Genomic DNA, 14,274 nt, shown 5'->3' with positions numbered 1-14,274 from the left:
CTAATGAGAATAATTTTTTGATGAGAACGTGCTTAAATTTGATCGTTCGCTCAAAGAAGCATCTTCTTTGGGTGTTAAGGCAAAAAATTAAGCGAAAACAGGCGATTTTAATCGGACAGGTCTTAGTTTTTAGTGCAGTTGAATAGTTAATTTCGATTGGAAATTTTGTGAAATCAGGTTACGCAAATTGAAAAAAAAGCACCCCTGAGGGTGCCTTATTAGTCGATAGTGTAATCTTAAATTACAGAACGTGGACCGAAGAGGTATTGGTCGTACCGCTTGGTACCAGCGCACCGGAAACCATCACCACAACATCGCCTTTCTGCGCATAGCCGCTGGCCAGCGCCGCTTCTTTGCCCAGACGGTAGAAATCGTCGGTAGAGGCGATTTCCTGCACCATGCTGGTAATCACGCCTTTGGTCAGCAGCAGCTGACGGTTGGTCAGCTCATTGGTGGTCAGCGCCAGAATGGTGGCGTGCGGGAAGTATTTGCGGATGGATTTCGCTGATTTACCGCCTTCGGTCGCTACGACGATAACCGGGGCTTCCAGATTCTCAGCCGTTTCAACCGCACCGCGGCAAACCGCTTCAGTAATGCGCATTTTGCGATCGTCGTTGCGAGGATCGATGCGGCTCTTCATCACGCGGTCAGTACGTTCGCAGATCGTGGCCATAATGGTCACGGACTCCAGCGGATATTTACCTTTGGCGCTCTCGCCAGACAGCATGACCGCATCAGTCCCGTCGAGGATGGCGTTAGCCACGTCGCCGGCTTCTGCACGGGTAGGGCGCGGGTTCTTGATCATCGAATCCAGCATCTGGGTGGCGGTGATCACCACTTTACGCGCGCGATTACACTTCTTGATCATCATCTTCTGAGCGAAGATCACTTCTTCAACCGGAATCTCTACGCCGAGGTCGCCGCGAGCAACCATGATGCCGTCAGACGCATCCAGGATCTCGTCGAAGTTGTTCAGGCCTTCCTGGTTCTCGATTTTCGAAATGATCTGGATATTTTCGCCGCCGTGGGCTTTCAGATGCTCACGAATTTCCAGCACGTCTGAACGCTTACGAATAAAGGATGCAGCGATAAAGTCAACGCCCTGCTCGCAGCCGAAGATCAAATCGAGCTTATCTTTTTCCGCCAGTGCAGGCAGTTGGATTGAAACGCCCGGCAGGTTCACGCCTTTGTTTTCGCCCAGATCGCCGTTGTTGCGCACTTTACAGACCACGGTAGTTTCGGTGACTTCGGTGACTTCCATACCGATCAGGCCGTCATCAACCAGAATGGTGTTACCCACTTTCAGGTCAGCCGCGAAGCCGGTGTAGGTGACCGCTACGCGCTCATTGTTGCCGATAACGCTCTGGTCAGTAGTAAAGGTGAATGTCTGGCCAGCGGTCAGCGCAACGTCGTTGCCGCCTTCCAGTTTCATGGTGCGGATTTCAGGGCCTTTAGTATCCAGCAGGATAGCTGCCTGATGGCCGGTGTTTTTCACCACGCTACGCAGGTTTGCAATGCGCTTGCCGTGCTCTTCGTAGTTACCGTGTGAGAAGTTCAGACGCATAACGTTCATCCCTGCTTCGAGCAGGTTGGTCAGCATCTCTTCAGATTCAGTTTTTGGACCGATGGTGCAAACAATTTTAGTCTTTTTCATGACGGATTATCTGTAAGTTGTGATGGATGATAAGAATGGGTTCCGATGGCGTGGCCAGCGGAGGAGAAATTAGGTGCCTGAGGCAGATTGCGATACTGAGTAAGGATAGGTGACAGATTAAAGGTATGCAGAAGACGTTGAGACATGGTTTCGGCGCGAGCGCAGCACGTTGTTGCGCAACAGGTACGGCTTATAAATTGTGTATTTACCATGCGCTGAAACCATTCAAGTGAAACAACGGCTGCATTATAAAGGCTAAGTGCTAGAAAACCAATTAAAAAGCGTTAAGACGTTTAAGTAAGTGCGTCAGAGCGGCGTGTTGCGCAACAAGATTAATTGGTGAAGCGGAGTCTTAAAAAGAGGGAAGAACTAAGAGTGGTGCGTTCTAGAGGACTCGAACCTCCGACCCCCACCATGTCAAGGTGGTGCTCTAACCAACTGAGCTAAGAACGCTTTCCGGATAATCTCTGGTGCGTCCGAGTGGACTCGAACCACCGACCCCCACCATGTCAAGGTGGTGCTCTAACCAACTGAGCTACGGACGCAAATTGTTACTTCAGAGATTTGGTGCGTCCGAGTGGACTCGAACCACCGACCCCCACCATGTCAAGGTGGTGCTCTAACCAACTGAGCTACGGACGCACTGTTGCTATCTGGGTGACAGCGGGGACGAATATTAACGGCAGCCTGTACGCCTGGCAAGGAGAAAAAAGCTTTTTTCTGCCTGATTGCTGCGCATCTGTGCGAAGCGCAGCAATTTTAATCATATTTCAGTGAAATCTACCGAAAAATTAGTGTGCTGCGCGCGCCAGAATACGTTCCGATGGCTGCCGCTGCAGGCGGATAATTCGCCAAATCATCATTATCGCCGAACTGGTTAGCCCAATAATAAAACCGGTCCAGAAGCCCGCCGGGCCCATCGGTGACACGACCCAGTCGGTCATCGCCAGCACGTAGCCGCTGGGCAGGCCGAGCACCCAGTAGGCAATAAAGGTGATAAAGAAGATGGCGCGGGTATCTTTGTAGCCGCGCAAAATACCGCTGCCAATCACCTGGATAGAATCCGAGAACTGATACACTGCCGCCAGCAGCATCAGCTGCGCCGCCAGAGTCACAACCTCGGGATTGTCGTTATACAACAGGGCTATTTCGTGGCGGAAAGTGACCGTGAACAGTGCGGTCAGGCAGGCCATGCAAACGCCCACACCCTGTGCGGTCCATGCCGCCACGCGCGCCTGCTCGGTTGAACCCTGGCCGAGGCGGAAACCGACGCGAATGGTCGTGGCTACGCCCAGCGACAGCGGGATAACAAACATCAGCGAACTGAAGTTCAGCGCAATCTGATGACCGGCGACCTTGACGATCCCCATCGGTGAAACCAGCAGGGCTACCACGGCGAACAGCGTGACTTCAAAGAACAGTGCCAGCGCAACCGGTAGTCCAAGGCCAACAAGGCGGCGCAGCACTTTCCAGTCAGGCGGGGAGAATGAACTTTCCAGACGAATATCATGCATAAAGGCGGCACGGTTCACCCAGAACTTCATGGCAATAAACATCACCCAGTAAACCGACGCCGTCGCCACGCCGCAGCCAACGCCGCCGAGGGCCGGCATGCCGAAATGTCCATAGATAAAGATATAGTTAACCGGAATATTAACCAGCAGACCGATAAAACCCATCACCATGCCGGGTTTGGTTTTCGACAGCCCTTCACACTGATTACGTGCGACCTGGAAGAACAGATATCCCGGTGCACCCCACAGCAAAGCGTGCAGATAGCCGAGTGCCTTGGCTGACAGTTCCGGATCGACATTATGCATTGCACCAATCAAATAGCCCGCATTGTAGAGCACCACCATAATAATGAGTGATGAGAAACCCGCCAGCCAGTAACCCTGGCGAACCTGCCAGGCAATGCGATCCCGTCGGCCTGAGCCGTTGAGCTGCGCGACCACCGGCGTTAAGGCCAGAATCAGGCCGTGGCCAAAAAGAATAGTCGGTAACCAGATTGAGGTTCCCACTGCAACGGCGGCCATATCCGTGGCGCTAACGGCACCGGCCATCACTGTATCGACAAAACCCATGGACGTTTGCGCAACCTGCGCAAGGATCACGGGAATTGCCAGCATTAATAACTGACGCGCCTCTGTGAGGTACTTCTGCACGTAATACACCTTTATTTTAATTGTGGAGGGGTTTTAGCTGGGGAATACACGGCGTTTGCTCATTGCCACAGCATAGCAGGCCGCTTAGTGTAGTGTCCGTAGACGAATTAGCCAATAAGCTGCCGTAAGAATAGCTCTTCATGTCACGCAAACCGCTTTCAGTTCAGTTGGCATTACGTGGCAGCCAGGGCAAACTAGTGCCAGCGACAACACATTAATAGAGGCATAGCTATGTTTACCGGAATTGTGCAGGGCACTGCTGAAGTGCTGGCAATTGAAGAGAAACCCAATTTTCGCACCCATATCATAAAAATGCCGGAAGCCCTGCTGCCCGGACTGGAACTGGGTGCATCGGTTTCCCATAACGGTTGCTGCCTGACGGTAACGGAAGTCAACGGCGATCGCGTGAGTTTCGATCTGGTTAAAGAAACGCTGCGTATTACCAACCTGGGCGATCTTAAAGAAGGGGATACGGTAAACGTTGAGCGCGCAGCCAAATTCAGCGATGAAATCGGCGGCCATCTGATGTCGGGTCATATTATGACCACGGCAGAAATCAGCAAAATTATTACTTCGGAAAATAACCGGGAAATCTGGTTTAAGGTGCAGGACGCCAGCCAGATGAAATACATTTTGCATAAGGGCTTTGTCGGCATTGACGGTATTAGCCTGACGGTAGGTGAAGTCACTAAAACCCGCTTCTGCGTTCACCTTATTCCTGAAACGCTGGCGCGCACCACGCTGGGCGCGAAACGTCTGGGTCACCGGGTGAATATTGAGATCGATCCGCACACGCAGGCGATTGTCGAAACGGTTGAGCGCGTGCTGGCCCAGCGCGAAGCTGCACTGCTGGCAGCCGCCGCGGCTGAAGAATCCGCTGAATAAATTCAGCCGGTCCGTCAGCGATCGCATCACACTGTTGCTACTTTTTTAAATATACAGCGCGTGGTGCCAGCCAGAGCGTATTTGCGCAAGGAGATACTTCTTTGCGTGCAGCATCAGTGGCCTCGTTTTCCTGACGTTAAAAAAGCCGCTATCTGATAACGATAGCGGCTTACGTATTATTTCAATGCCGTATTTTGCCAAGACAGTCAGTAATGCTCCCCATTATCCGCCGTCTTTTTCTGCTATAGCGACATCACCGCGCCACGCGCAGTCCACCATCAGCCCCATGAGTGAAGACGACCTGCCACAGTTGAATATCACGCGCGCGGAAAGCCCCTGCACAGGCGTTAAGATAGTAGCTAAACATACGCTTAAACCGTTCCCCATAGTTATCCGCAATCTGCGGCCACGCCGCGAGGAAACGGTGGTACCAGGCCATTAACGTCAGATCGTAATCTGCGCCGATATTGTGCCAGTCCTCCATCACGAAATGCGGTTCGCTGGCATTGGCAATATGCCTTACCGACGGCAGACAGCCATTGGGGAAAATATATTTGTTGATCCACGGATCAACATTCTCATCGGTTTTGTTTGCCCCGATGGTATGCAGCAGGAAAATACCATCACGTTTTAAATTGCGATCGACCACGGAGAAATAGGTCGCGTAATTTTTTGGCCCAACGTGCTCAAACATACCCACTGAAACAATACGGTCGAACTGCTGGTTCAAATCGCGATAATCCTGCAAAAGGATTGTCACATCCAGCCCTTCACAGCGCTGCTGGGCCATTTTTTGCTGTTCAGCAGAAATGGTAACCCCAAACACGCTGACGCCGTAATGACGAGCAGCATACTCCGCCAGTCCGCCCCAGCCGCAGCCAATATCCAGCAGCGACATGCCGGGGGCCAGCTCAAGCTTCTCGCAGATCATTTTCAGCTTCGCTTCCTGCGCCTGTTCCAGTGTCTTGGCTTCTTTCCAGTAACCGCAGGAATACTGCATATACGGATCAAGCATCAGCGAAAACAGGTCGTTACCTAAATCATAGTGCTCTTTACCGACAATCCAGGCCCTTTTCCGCGACTGGAGGTTGGTCAGGCGAGCAGCGGCAATGCGAAGCGTATCTTTAAAATGATGGGGGAGTTGTTGATCGAGTTTTGCCAGCAGCACGCGCTGGAAAAAGATATCCAGCCTGTCGCACTGCCACCAGCCGTCCATATAGCTTTCACCCAACCCCAGCGAGCCTTCCTGCAGCACGCGCTTAAAAAAGTTGGGATTACTGATTCGGATATCCCATGGACGGGAACCGTTTATTTCTATGTCAGCCTTGCGCAACATCTCCTGGACAATTCGGTACCACTGGTTTTCTTCCAGGCTCACTTCTTCTATACACGATGAACTCATTAGCTTCTCCATCACCCTGTGTGATTGAAACCTGAGAAAAAGGATAGTCAATTTCTACAGATTTATGAGAAAACTCACGGCAGAGCCGCAGTCTGATATCCGACGTTAACAGAGGACTGAATTATAACCGGCAGAGGCTGAAACAGACGTAACATAACAGAACGGTATGACAGCCTTGTCAGTAAAAAAACACCGAGCACCGCCAAAGCGATCTTCGGATTTAAATGTTGGTAACTTGTTATTTTGTAGTGCCTGACGAGTATATGCTCCCGTCAGGCAATATTCAATGCATTATTGTTAGCGTGCTAACCAAGTGATTTTACAGCATATCACAACGGGTTTTCCATCGTTTGAAGCGCTAATTTTTTAGCCGCTTTACGCTGAATCAGGAAACCCATCGTAGCAAGTAAAATGGTCAGTAACATGACACGAACGGTGGTTTCTAGCGGTGATTCAATCCAGGTTGAAACGGCCAGACTGGCGATAAAGCACAGACCGAGCTGCAGCATATTTTGCAATGCGGCGGCTTTCCCCGTTGCCTGCGGGAACGGCAGCAGGGCGCTGGACACCACCACCGGATAAATCGCACCGCTGGCCATCGACATAACGCAGAACGGCGTCAGCAGACTGTACAAAGATGGCGCCTGCTGCTGTGCGGCGATAAACAACGCAATAACCCCCAGGCTAAAGCACAGCAGCATCCACGGCAGCAGCTGCCCGCCGGAGAAGCGATTAAGCAGCGCGCGACAGCCAAAGCCACCAATCAGAAAGGCGATAGTCTGCGGCACATAGCTCAGGCCGATATCGGCAGGAGACAGGCCCAGATTACCGAGGATAAACGGTGAGCCGGTCAGCCAGGCAAAGAAGCTGGCGGAGCAGGCGGCAAACACCAGCACGTTACCGCTGTATACCGGGGATTTCAGCAGCGTCAGGAAACCGGGCGCCGGGCCATTGGGTGCCGCTTTCTCGGCGGATGCACGGCCGGACAGGCGCAGAGTGGGGATCAGCAACACGACGCTAATCAGCAGCAGCGCGACGAAGATCGCCCGCCATGAAAAATGTTCAAGTAGCCAGGCTCCCAGCAGCGGTGCCAGCGCCGGTGAAAGCGCAACCAGCGGCATAATGGTGGCGAATACGCGTTTTGCCTGCTCGGCGCTGTAGCGATCGACAACCAGTGCCTGCCAGCTTACGGCGGCGGCGCACACCCCCACAGCCTGCAGGAAACGGAAAAACAGCAGCCACGGAGCGGAGTTAACCCACATCATGGCAGCACAGCCGATAGCGAACATCCCCAGCCCCACCAGCAGAACGGGCTTGCGGCCAAGGCGGTCGGACAGTGTTCCCCAAATCAGCTGCGCGCAGGCAAAGCCGGCAAGGAAGATGCTCAGGCTGGCGCTGATAACGCCAGAACCGGTGGCAAGATCCTGCTGCATCTCACCAAAAGCGGGCAGGTACATATCGGTAGCAAGGAAACCCAGCATACTCAGCATGGCCAGATAAACGATAAAGAATTTTGAAGGCATATTTTACTCGTACAGGGCAGTTTTTTATCGCAGGGAGTGTAAAGGGATGCACTTACGCTTGTGAAACGCTAATATTCGTCGGTTCCGTTGAAAAAATTTGCAGGCAAAGCGATGTGGTCAGAACATTCTCTGGAAGTGATAGAAGCCGTTGCCAGAACCGGCAGCTTTACCGCCGCAGCGGCCGAGCTTCACCGCGTGCCTTCTGCGGTTAGCTATACCGTACGCCAGCTGGAGCAGTGGCTGGCCGTCAGCCTGTTTGAACGCCGCCATCGCGATGTGGTACTGACAGAAGCGGGGCGGGTGTTTAGCGAAGAAGGGCGTTTTGTTATCAAAAAAATGCTTGCCACCCGACGCCGCTGTCAGCAGGTGGCTAACGGCTGGCGCGGTCAGATTAATATCGCCGTTGACCGCATCGTCAGGCCGCAGCGCACCCGTCAGCTTATCGTCGATTTCTACCGTCACTTCCCCGATATGGAACTGCATATCTTCCCCGAGGTGTTTAACGGCGTATGGGATGCGCTGGCGGATGGCCGCGTTGATGCGGCTATCGGGGCCACGCAGGCGGTGCCGGTGGGCGGGCGCTTCGCCTTTCGCGATATGGGCAGCCTTAACTGGCGCTGTGTCGTGCAGGCGGATCATCCCTTATTGCAACAGACGGGACCGCTTAGCGACGATCTGCTGCGGGAATGGCCATCGCTGACGCTTGAGGATACCTCACGCGCGTTGCCGAAGCGTAACACCTGGACGCTGGATAATCAGCGGCGGCTGGTGGTCCCGGACTGGGACAGCGCGCTAGACTGCCTGCGTGCCGGACTGTGCGTCGGCATGATCCCGGGGCACTTTGCCCAGGGTTGGATTGCCGAAGGGGGAATTGCGGAACTGACGCTGGCAAACCCGTTTCCGATCAGCCCATGCTGCCTGAGCTGGTCGGAACAGAGTGCATCACCGGCGCTGAGCTGGCTGCTGGATTATGTTGGCGACAGCGATACGCTGAATGCTGAATGGCTGAGTGAACCGTCCGCCTGAGCGAACGGTAAACGGGGAAGGAATTAACGGCGATAGTCGCGGAACGGACCGTCGGCAACGGAGCGGCGTTCAATCAGTGACGGATGAACTTCAATGGTCTGCGGTTCTTCACGCTTGCTGGTGATACGATCGAGCAGCATATCAAACGCGGTTTCTCCCAGCCGTTCTTTCGGCTGGTGCACTGTAGTCAGCGCCGGTGTGAAATAGCGCGCGTTGCGCACGTTATCATAGCCGATCACCGAAATATCCTGCGGAACGCGCAGGCCCATCTCATCTGCGGCACAAATTGCGCCCATAGCCATCACGTCGCCGCCGCAGAAGATGGCAGTAGGGCGCTGTTTCTGCGCCAGGATCTGCTGCATGGCGCGATAACCGGATTCAGGTTCAAAGTCGCCCTGGACCAGCCACTCTTCGCGCAGGGTAATCCCGGCTTCGTTCAGCGCTTTGAGGAATCCGGCATGGCGACCGCCGCCGGTGTTGCGCTCCAGCTGTCCAGGAATGGCACCGATATCACGGTGACCACGCTCAATCAGATAACGCCCGGCCAGATAGCCGCCTTCAAAAGCGTTATCCAGCACGGTATCGGTGAAATCGCCACGCGATTCACCCCAGTCCATCACCACCATCGGGATATTGCGGTGGTCTTCCAGCATCGAGATTAATGAATCCGGGTACTCAGAGCACATCACCAGCAGCCCGTCGACGCGCTTCTGCGCCATCATCGACAGGTAGGCCTGCTGTTTGTTCAGGTCATTATGTGCATTCCCAAGGATCAGGGTATAGCCTTTGGCAAAGCAGCGGTTTTCCACGGCTTCAATAATTTCGGCAAAATAGGGCGCTTCGCTGGAGGTGGCGAGCAGGCCGATGGTTTTGGTGTGGTTGACCTTCAGACTGCGTGCCACGGCGCTGGGGGAATAGTGCAATTCCTTAATTGCTGCCCACACCGCTTCACGGGTCTCTTCGGCTACAAAGCGCGTTTTATTAATTACGTGGGAAACCGTGGTGGTTGAAACCCCGGCTCGCTTTGCCACATCCTTAATTGTTGCCATTAAACTTATGCTCCTGGTGTTATCGTAACTATTTGATAACAGGTTGGTTAAACGTTTGCCTGGGTGCAGCCTTTTCCCGCCAGACCAAAGTGGTTTGGATGCTGCCGCAACGGGTCGGAAAGGGGAAAAAATCGTCCGTAGAGTGACTGCAGAGCTGGCAAAAACCGTTATCCGTTACTGTTGCGCAACGGAAAAGAGGAATTCTAACAAGGCTGCGCAGAGAAAACGAGATTTTTACGGGGAACTGTGGGAAAATCTTTGTGCATACATTTTACAGGGTTATTAAGGAGAGACGATGAGTACCGATCTGAAATTCTCACTGCTGACCACGGTGGGTGCGCTACTGATGATTATTGCATTTAGCTTTACGGCTATTCTGCACTAAGAAAATCGGGAGGAGCATGGCTCCTCCCGATTAGCAATAAAGTTATGGCGGTCCGCTGTTGCGCAATCAGCGAATGGTTTTTGGCGTCATCATTCGGCGGGCACCAATATAGTGCTCCTGCCAGTAATCATCCCCCAGTGCGCTTACCTGAATGTCTTTGCCGGTTCTCGGTGACTGAATGAATTTTCCACCACCAAGATATACGCCAACGTGATCGGCTGTACCGCGTCCGTTGATGCGGAAGAACACCAAATCGCCTTTTTCCAGCTTATCGCGTTTGATTGGTGCAGCATCGCGCAGGTGATACATTTCATTCGCCGTGCGCGGGATCTTAAACTTCACCAGGTCTTTATAGGCATACCAAACCAGTCCGCTACAGTCGAAACCGGTTGACGGTGATGCGCCGCCCCACTGGTATGGCTTACCCAACTGGCCCATCAGTTTGTTCATCGCCGTTTCACGGGCTTTCTGATAGCGCGCGCGGTGTGCTTTGCTCAACTTAAGCGGTGATTCAGGGGATTCAATTTCATCACGCTCAATAGCGCGCAGCGGGCCCTTCTTGCCTTTTTTGGTCTGCAAAGAGGCGAGACGCTCCCGACCGTAGCGTTTTTTCTCCATCTTACCGATGCGGGTGGTTTTCACTTCGCGTGAGGCCGTCGCTTCCTGGCTCTTCTTCAGCTTTGCCTTCTGGGTAGCAGAAACTTTGGTTTTCTTAAGCGCGGGCTCTTTGGTTTTTTTAATGAGGGGTTCTTTGACTTTCTTTGTGGCAGCCGCTTTCACCGGCCGACGCTTGCGGCGTTCATCTTCACGCGCAGAGTTGTGGTCAACTTTATGTTGATTAGCGTTAACGGGAGCATGAGGCGAAGCATGCGCCATATTAAAGAACAGCTGGGCGAGGGCCAGCATGCTAAGCGTGATGATTAAACGCAACGTTCCCATTAACAGTTAAACTCAGTGTAATGACTGCATGGCAATCGAAAAAGAATTCTGCAATTTGCAGGGGTTAGGGCAATTCTAATCTAACTTCTTAACAAAAGGTAAGGTGTTTTTTGTTTCAATAAGACAGATTAAGTAAATGATGAATTATTAAGCGCAATCAGCTGCTTAACTCAACAAAAAAAAGTAATCCAACATCGAGAAACGCTGCAACGATGATAGGAAAATGTTATTTTGTTTTCATAATTTTGCATTTTGTTGCGTTCTGTTCATCAGCGCTGCATAAAATGTCGTTTTCAACGGCGGAGCAGAATCGCTACAATAACTAAACACGAAGTATCGTACTGAGGAAGTCATTTATGAGTACTGTTGAAAAAATTCAGCGCCAGATCGCAGAAAACCCAATCCTGCTGTATATGAAAGGTTCTCCAAAGCTGCCAAGCTGTGGTTTCTCCGCACAGGCCGTTCAGGCTCTTTCTGCCTGTGGCGAACGTTTTGCCTACGTTGATATCCTGCAGAACCCGGATATCCGTGCAGAAATGCCAGCCTACGCTAACTGGCCTACCTTCCCGCAGCTGTGGGTTGACGGCGAGCTGGTCGGTGGTTGCGATATCATTATCGAAATGTTCCAGCGCGGTGAACTGCAGCAGCTGATCAAAGAGACTGCGCAGAAGTACCCTGCGCCGGCTGCTGAATAAGCCGCTGCCAATAAAAAAACCCTGCATCGCAGGGTTTTTTTTCGTCTTTATATTGTCAGTGCGGTGGTTAATGCACGCCGCAGAGTCAATATGGTTCAGTACTCAGGACTGAATAATCAGGACTCCGCTTCCGGCACGGCCAGCGGCCAGCCGCCCATACGCTTCCAGCGGTTGACCAGCTCACAGAATAAGTCTGCCGTCTGTGTGGTGTCGTACAGAGCAGAGTGTGCCTGGCTACTGTCAAAAGTGATTCCGGCCGCGATACAGGCTTTAGCCAGTACGGTTTGCCCAACAACCAGTCCACTGAGCGCGGCGGTATCAAAGGTCACAAACGGATGGAAGGGATTGCGCTTCAGGCTGGCACGTTCCGCCGCCGCATTCATAAAATTCAGATCGAATGTGGCGTTGTGCGCCACCATAATCGCTCTGCTGCAGCCGGTATCCTTAATCCCTTTACGAACCAGCTTAAAGATGGCGTGCAGCGCTTCATACTCGCTGACCGCGCCGCGCAGGGGATTGCTGGGATCGATGCCGTTAAAGGCCAGCGCTTCCGGCTGTAAAACTGAACCGACAAAAGGCTCTACGTGAAAATGCAGGGTTTCATCTTTCTCCAGCCAGCCATCTTCATTCATTTTTAAGGTGACGGCGGCGATTTCCAGCAGTGCGTTCGTTTTGGCATCAAATCCCGCAGTTTCCACATCGATCACTACCGGATAGAAACCGCGAAAGCGGCTGCTCAGAGTATTCAGTTCATTTAATTCAGACATCAGCTTCTCATTGGCGCAAAAAGGCAGGGCGTATTATGGCAAACTTTGCTACGTGATGCAGCAGGCAGGTGAGAAGGAGGGCCAGAAGGCCCTCAGAGGAACTTAATTGCCCAGGCCGTGACCGGCGTGTTTATTCTCAATCAGTTCAATCTTGTAGCCATCCGGATCTTCAACGAAGGCAATGATCGTGGTGCCGCCTTTAACCGGGCCGGCTTCACGAGTCACGTTTCCGCCGTCGTTGCGAATGCGATCGCAGGTTGCGGCAACATCATCCACGCCCAGCGCGATATGGCCATAGGCGTTACCGAGATCGTAGCTATCCACGCCCCAGTTGTAGGTCAGTTCGATAACTGCACCTTCGCTCTCTTCGGTGTAGCCAACGAAGGCGAGGGTGTACTTATATTCGGTATTTTCACTGGTACGCAGCAGACGCATGCCCAGCACTTTGGTGTAGAAATCGATAGAACGTTGCAGGTCGCCAACGCGCAGCATGGTGTGAAGTAAACGCATAACATCCTCTTTTTTTTGGCGTCATCGGCGGATGACGTTAGAAAAATAGTATAGCGATAATCGTTACAACTGCGAGCGTTGTAGCAATTATCGCTATTAAAACAATCTATTATATCACAAATGTGCCGCTTAACTTAGCGCAATTATCCTAAGACAGGATAATCCGTATAGCCTTCCGCACCACCGCCGTAGAACGTTTCCGGGCGCGGTTCGTTGAACGGCGCGCCAGCCTGCAGGCGTTCGACCAGGTCCGGGTTAGAAATGTAGCTGCGGCCAAAGGCAACCGCATCAATCAGCCCGCGTTCGATCAGGTCTTCGGCTTTTTCAGCACTGTAACCGCCCGCACCGACGATCACGCCGGGATACACGGCGCGAATCGCCTGACGGAAGCTTTCGGTATACGGTTTGCCACCGGCCCAGTCCGGTTCTGAAATATGCAGATAGGCCAGGTTGCGTTTTGCCAGTTCGGCAATGTAATACAGCGCCGCTTCTTCCTGATCTTCGCCGTTATCCAGGCCGTTAAACGGGCCGAGTGGTGAAATACGGATACCGATACGATCAGCGCTCCATCCGTCAATGGCAGCATCAACCACTTCCAGTGCGAAACGGGTGCGATTTTCAATACTGCCGCCGTACTGGTCCTCGCGCTGGTTAGACGCCGGGGAGAGGAATTGATGAATCAGGTAGCCGTGCGCGGAGTGTAGCTCAACCAGATCGAAATCCGCTTCGCGCGCGTTAATCACCGCCTGGCGGAAGTCGGTAACGATGCCGGCAACCTCGGCAGTGCTTAGCGCCCGGGGGGTAGAGGTTGCTTCTCGCAGCGGTTTACCTTCAGCATCGCGCAGCGAGGTGCGGGTTTCGGCATTAATCGCCGAAGCGGATACGGGTGCTGCGCCTTCAGGTTGCAGGCTGTTGTGCGATATACGCCCGGTATGCCACAGCTGAACCGCGCTGTGACCGCCATCCTGGTGGATACCCTGGTTAATCGCCTTCCACGCGGCAATCTGTTCCGGACTGTGCAGCCCCGGCGCACCGGCGTAGCCTTTCGCCTGGAAAGTAATTTGGGTCGCTTCAGTAATAATTAATCCAGAGGAAGCACGCTGGCGGTAATACTCGCCCATCAGCGGCGTTGGGATATCGCCTGGCTCAATGCTACGCAGGCGGGTTAACGGAGCCATAAAAATGCGGTTTGGCACGGTGATCGCGCCGGTTTTTAATGGGGTAAACAGTTTATTCAAAGCCATAACTTACTCCTGGTAGACCGGTCGACTAGT

At 52.9% G+C, this 14,274-nt stretch carries 13 protein-coding genes and 3 tRNA genes; 4 read left to right on the top strand and 12 right to left on the bottom strand.

Features of this window, described 5'->3' with window-relative positions; translation table 11 throughout:
* Positions 1-241: 241 nt before the first annotated feature.
* From pykF to JOE09_RS03020, 5 genes are all read right to left on the bottom strand, one after another.
* Positions 242-1,654 (bottom strand): pyruvate kinase PykF, encoded by a 1,413-nt coding sequence (pykF, locus tag JOE09_RS03040; protein WP_205064742.1) that lies wholly within the window; start codon positions 1,652-1,654, stop codon positions 242-244.
* Positions 1,655-2,030: 376 nt separating this feature from the next.
* Positions 2,031-2,107, bottom strand: a tRNA-Val gene (locus JOE09_RS03035).
* Positions 2,108-2,122: 15 nt separating this feature from the next.
* Positions 2,123-2,199 (bottom strand) — tRNA-Val (locus tag JOE09_RS03030).
* A 20-nt stretch (positions 2,200-2,219) separates the two neighbouring features.
* Positions 2,220-2,296: transfer RNA gene (locus tag JOE09_RS03025), tRNA-Val, on the bottom strand.
* A gap of 149 nt (positions 2,297-2,445) precedes the next feature.
* Complete coding sequence (locus JOE09_RS03020; protein WP_205064741.1) at positions 2,446-3,819, bottom strand: MATE family efflux transporter; 1,374 nt, start codon at positions 3,817-3,819, stop codon at positions 2,446-2,448.
* 231 nt (positions 3,820-4,050) lie between these two features.
* Here JOE09_RS03020 and JOE09_RS03015 point away from each other — a divergent pair, with 231 nt between their 5' ends.
* Complete coding sequence (locus JOE09_RS03015) at positions 4,051-4,704, top strand: riboflavin synthase subunit alpha (protein WP_105594967.1); 654 nt, start codon at positions 4,051-4,053, stop codon at positions 4,702-4,704.
* A 253-nt stretch (positions 4,705-4,957) separates the two neighbouring features.
* Here the strand turns inward: JOE09_RS03015 and cfa are convergent, their stop codons facing one another.
* Entirely contained in the window at positions 4,958-6,106 is a 1,149-nt protein-coding gene (gene cfa / locus JOE09_RS03010) for a cyclopropane fatty acyl phospholipid synthase (protein WP_205064740.1), read from the bottom strand.
* Positions 6,107-6,435: 329 nt separating this feature from the next.
* Complete coding sequence (punC, locus tag JOE09_RS03005; protein ID WP_205064739.1) at positions 6,436-7,629, bottom strand: purine nucleoside transporter PunC; 1,194 nt, start codon at positions 7,627-7,629, stop codon at positions 6,436-6,438.
* Between the two features lie 111 nt (positions 7,630-7,740).
* On the opposite strand from punC, the gene punR reads away from it, so the two are divergent.
* Complete coding sequence (punR, locus tag JOE09_RS03000; RefSeq protein ID WP_105594964.1) at positions 7,741-8,655, top strand: DNA-binding transcriptional activator PunR; 915 nt, start codon at positions 7,741-7,743, stop codon at positions 8,653-8,655.
* A 23-nt stretch (positions 8,656-8,678) separates the two neighbouring features.
* On the opposite strand, the gene purR is transcribed toward punR, so the two are convergent.
* Positions 8,679-9,704, bottom strand: coding sequence for an HTH-type transcriptional repressor PurR (gene purR, locus JOE09_RS02995; protein WP_205064738.1), 1,026 nt, complete (start codon positions 9,702-9,704; stop codon positions 8,679-8,681).
* Between the two features lie 295 nt (positions 9,705-9,999).
* Here purR and cydH point away from each other — a divergent pair, with 295 nt between their 5' ends.
* On the top strand, positions 10,000-10,089 hold the full coding sequence (gene cydH, locus JOE09_RS02990) for a cytochrome bd-I oxidase subunit CydH (RefSeq protein WP_105594962.1): 90 nt from the start codon (positions 10,000-10,002) through the stop codon (positions 10,087-10,089).
* Between the two features lie 66 nt (positions 10,090-10,155).
* Here the strand turns inward: cydH and JOE09_RS02985 are convergent, their stop codons facing one another.
* Positions 10,156-11,019: a C40 family peptidase gene (locus tag JOE09_RS02985; RefSeq protein ID WP_239552960.1), complete on the bottom strand. Its 864-nt coding sequence runs from the start codon at positions 11,017-11,019 to the stop codon at positions 10,156-10,158.
* Between the two features lie 365 nt (positions 11,020-11,384).
* On the opposite strand from JOE09_RS02985, the gene JOE09_RS02980 reads away from it, so the two are divergent.
* Positions 11,385-11,723, top strand: a complete 339-nt coding sequence (locus JOE09_RS02980; RefSeq protein WP_205064737.1) for a Grx4 family monothiol glutaredoxin — start codon at positions 11,385-11,387, stop codon at positions 11,721-11,723.
* A gap of 116 nt (positions 11,724-11,839) precedes the next feature.
* On the opposite strand, the gene rnt is transcribed toward JOE09_RS02980, so the two are convergent.
* From rnt to nemA, 3 genes are all read right to left on the bottom strand, one after another.
* Complete coding sequence (gene rnt, locus JOE09_RS02975; protein WP_205064736.1) at positions 11,840-12,490, bottom strand: ribonuclease T; 651 nt, start codon at positions 12,488-12,490, stop codon at positions 11,840-11,842.
* Between the two features lie 102 nt (positions 12,491-12,592).
* Positions 12,593-13,000, bottom strand: a complete 408-nt coding sequence (gene gloA, locus JOE09_RS02970) for a lactoylglutathione lyase (protein WP_105594958.1) — start codon at positions 12,998-13,000, stop codon at positions 12,593-12,595.
* A gap of 143 nt (positions 13,001-13,143) precedes the next feature.
* Complete coding sequence (gene nemA, locus JOE09_RS02965; RefSeq protein WP_205064735.1) at positions 13,144-14,244, bottom strand: alkene reductase; 1,101 nt, start codon at positions 14,242-14,244, stop codon at positions 13,144-13,146.
* Positions 14,245-14,274: the final 30 nt, after the last annotated feature.

Origin of the sequence: Pantoea coffeiphila (assembly GCF_016909495.1) — a bacterium.
GTDB lineage: Bacteria > Pseudomonadota > Gammaproteobacteria > Enterobacterales > Enterobacteriaceae > Erwinia > Erwinia coffeiphila.
The sequence above is the reverse complement of the archived record's forward strand: the minus strand, read 5'-3'. Positions and strand labels throughout refer to the sequence as shown.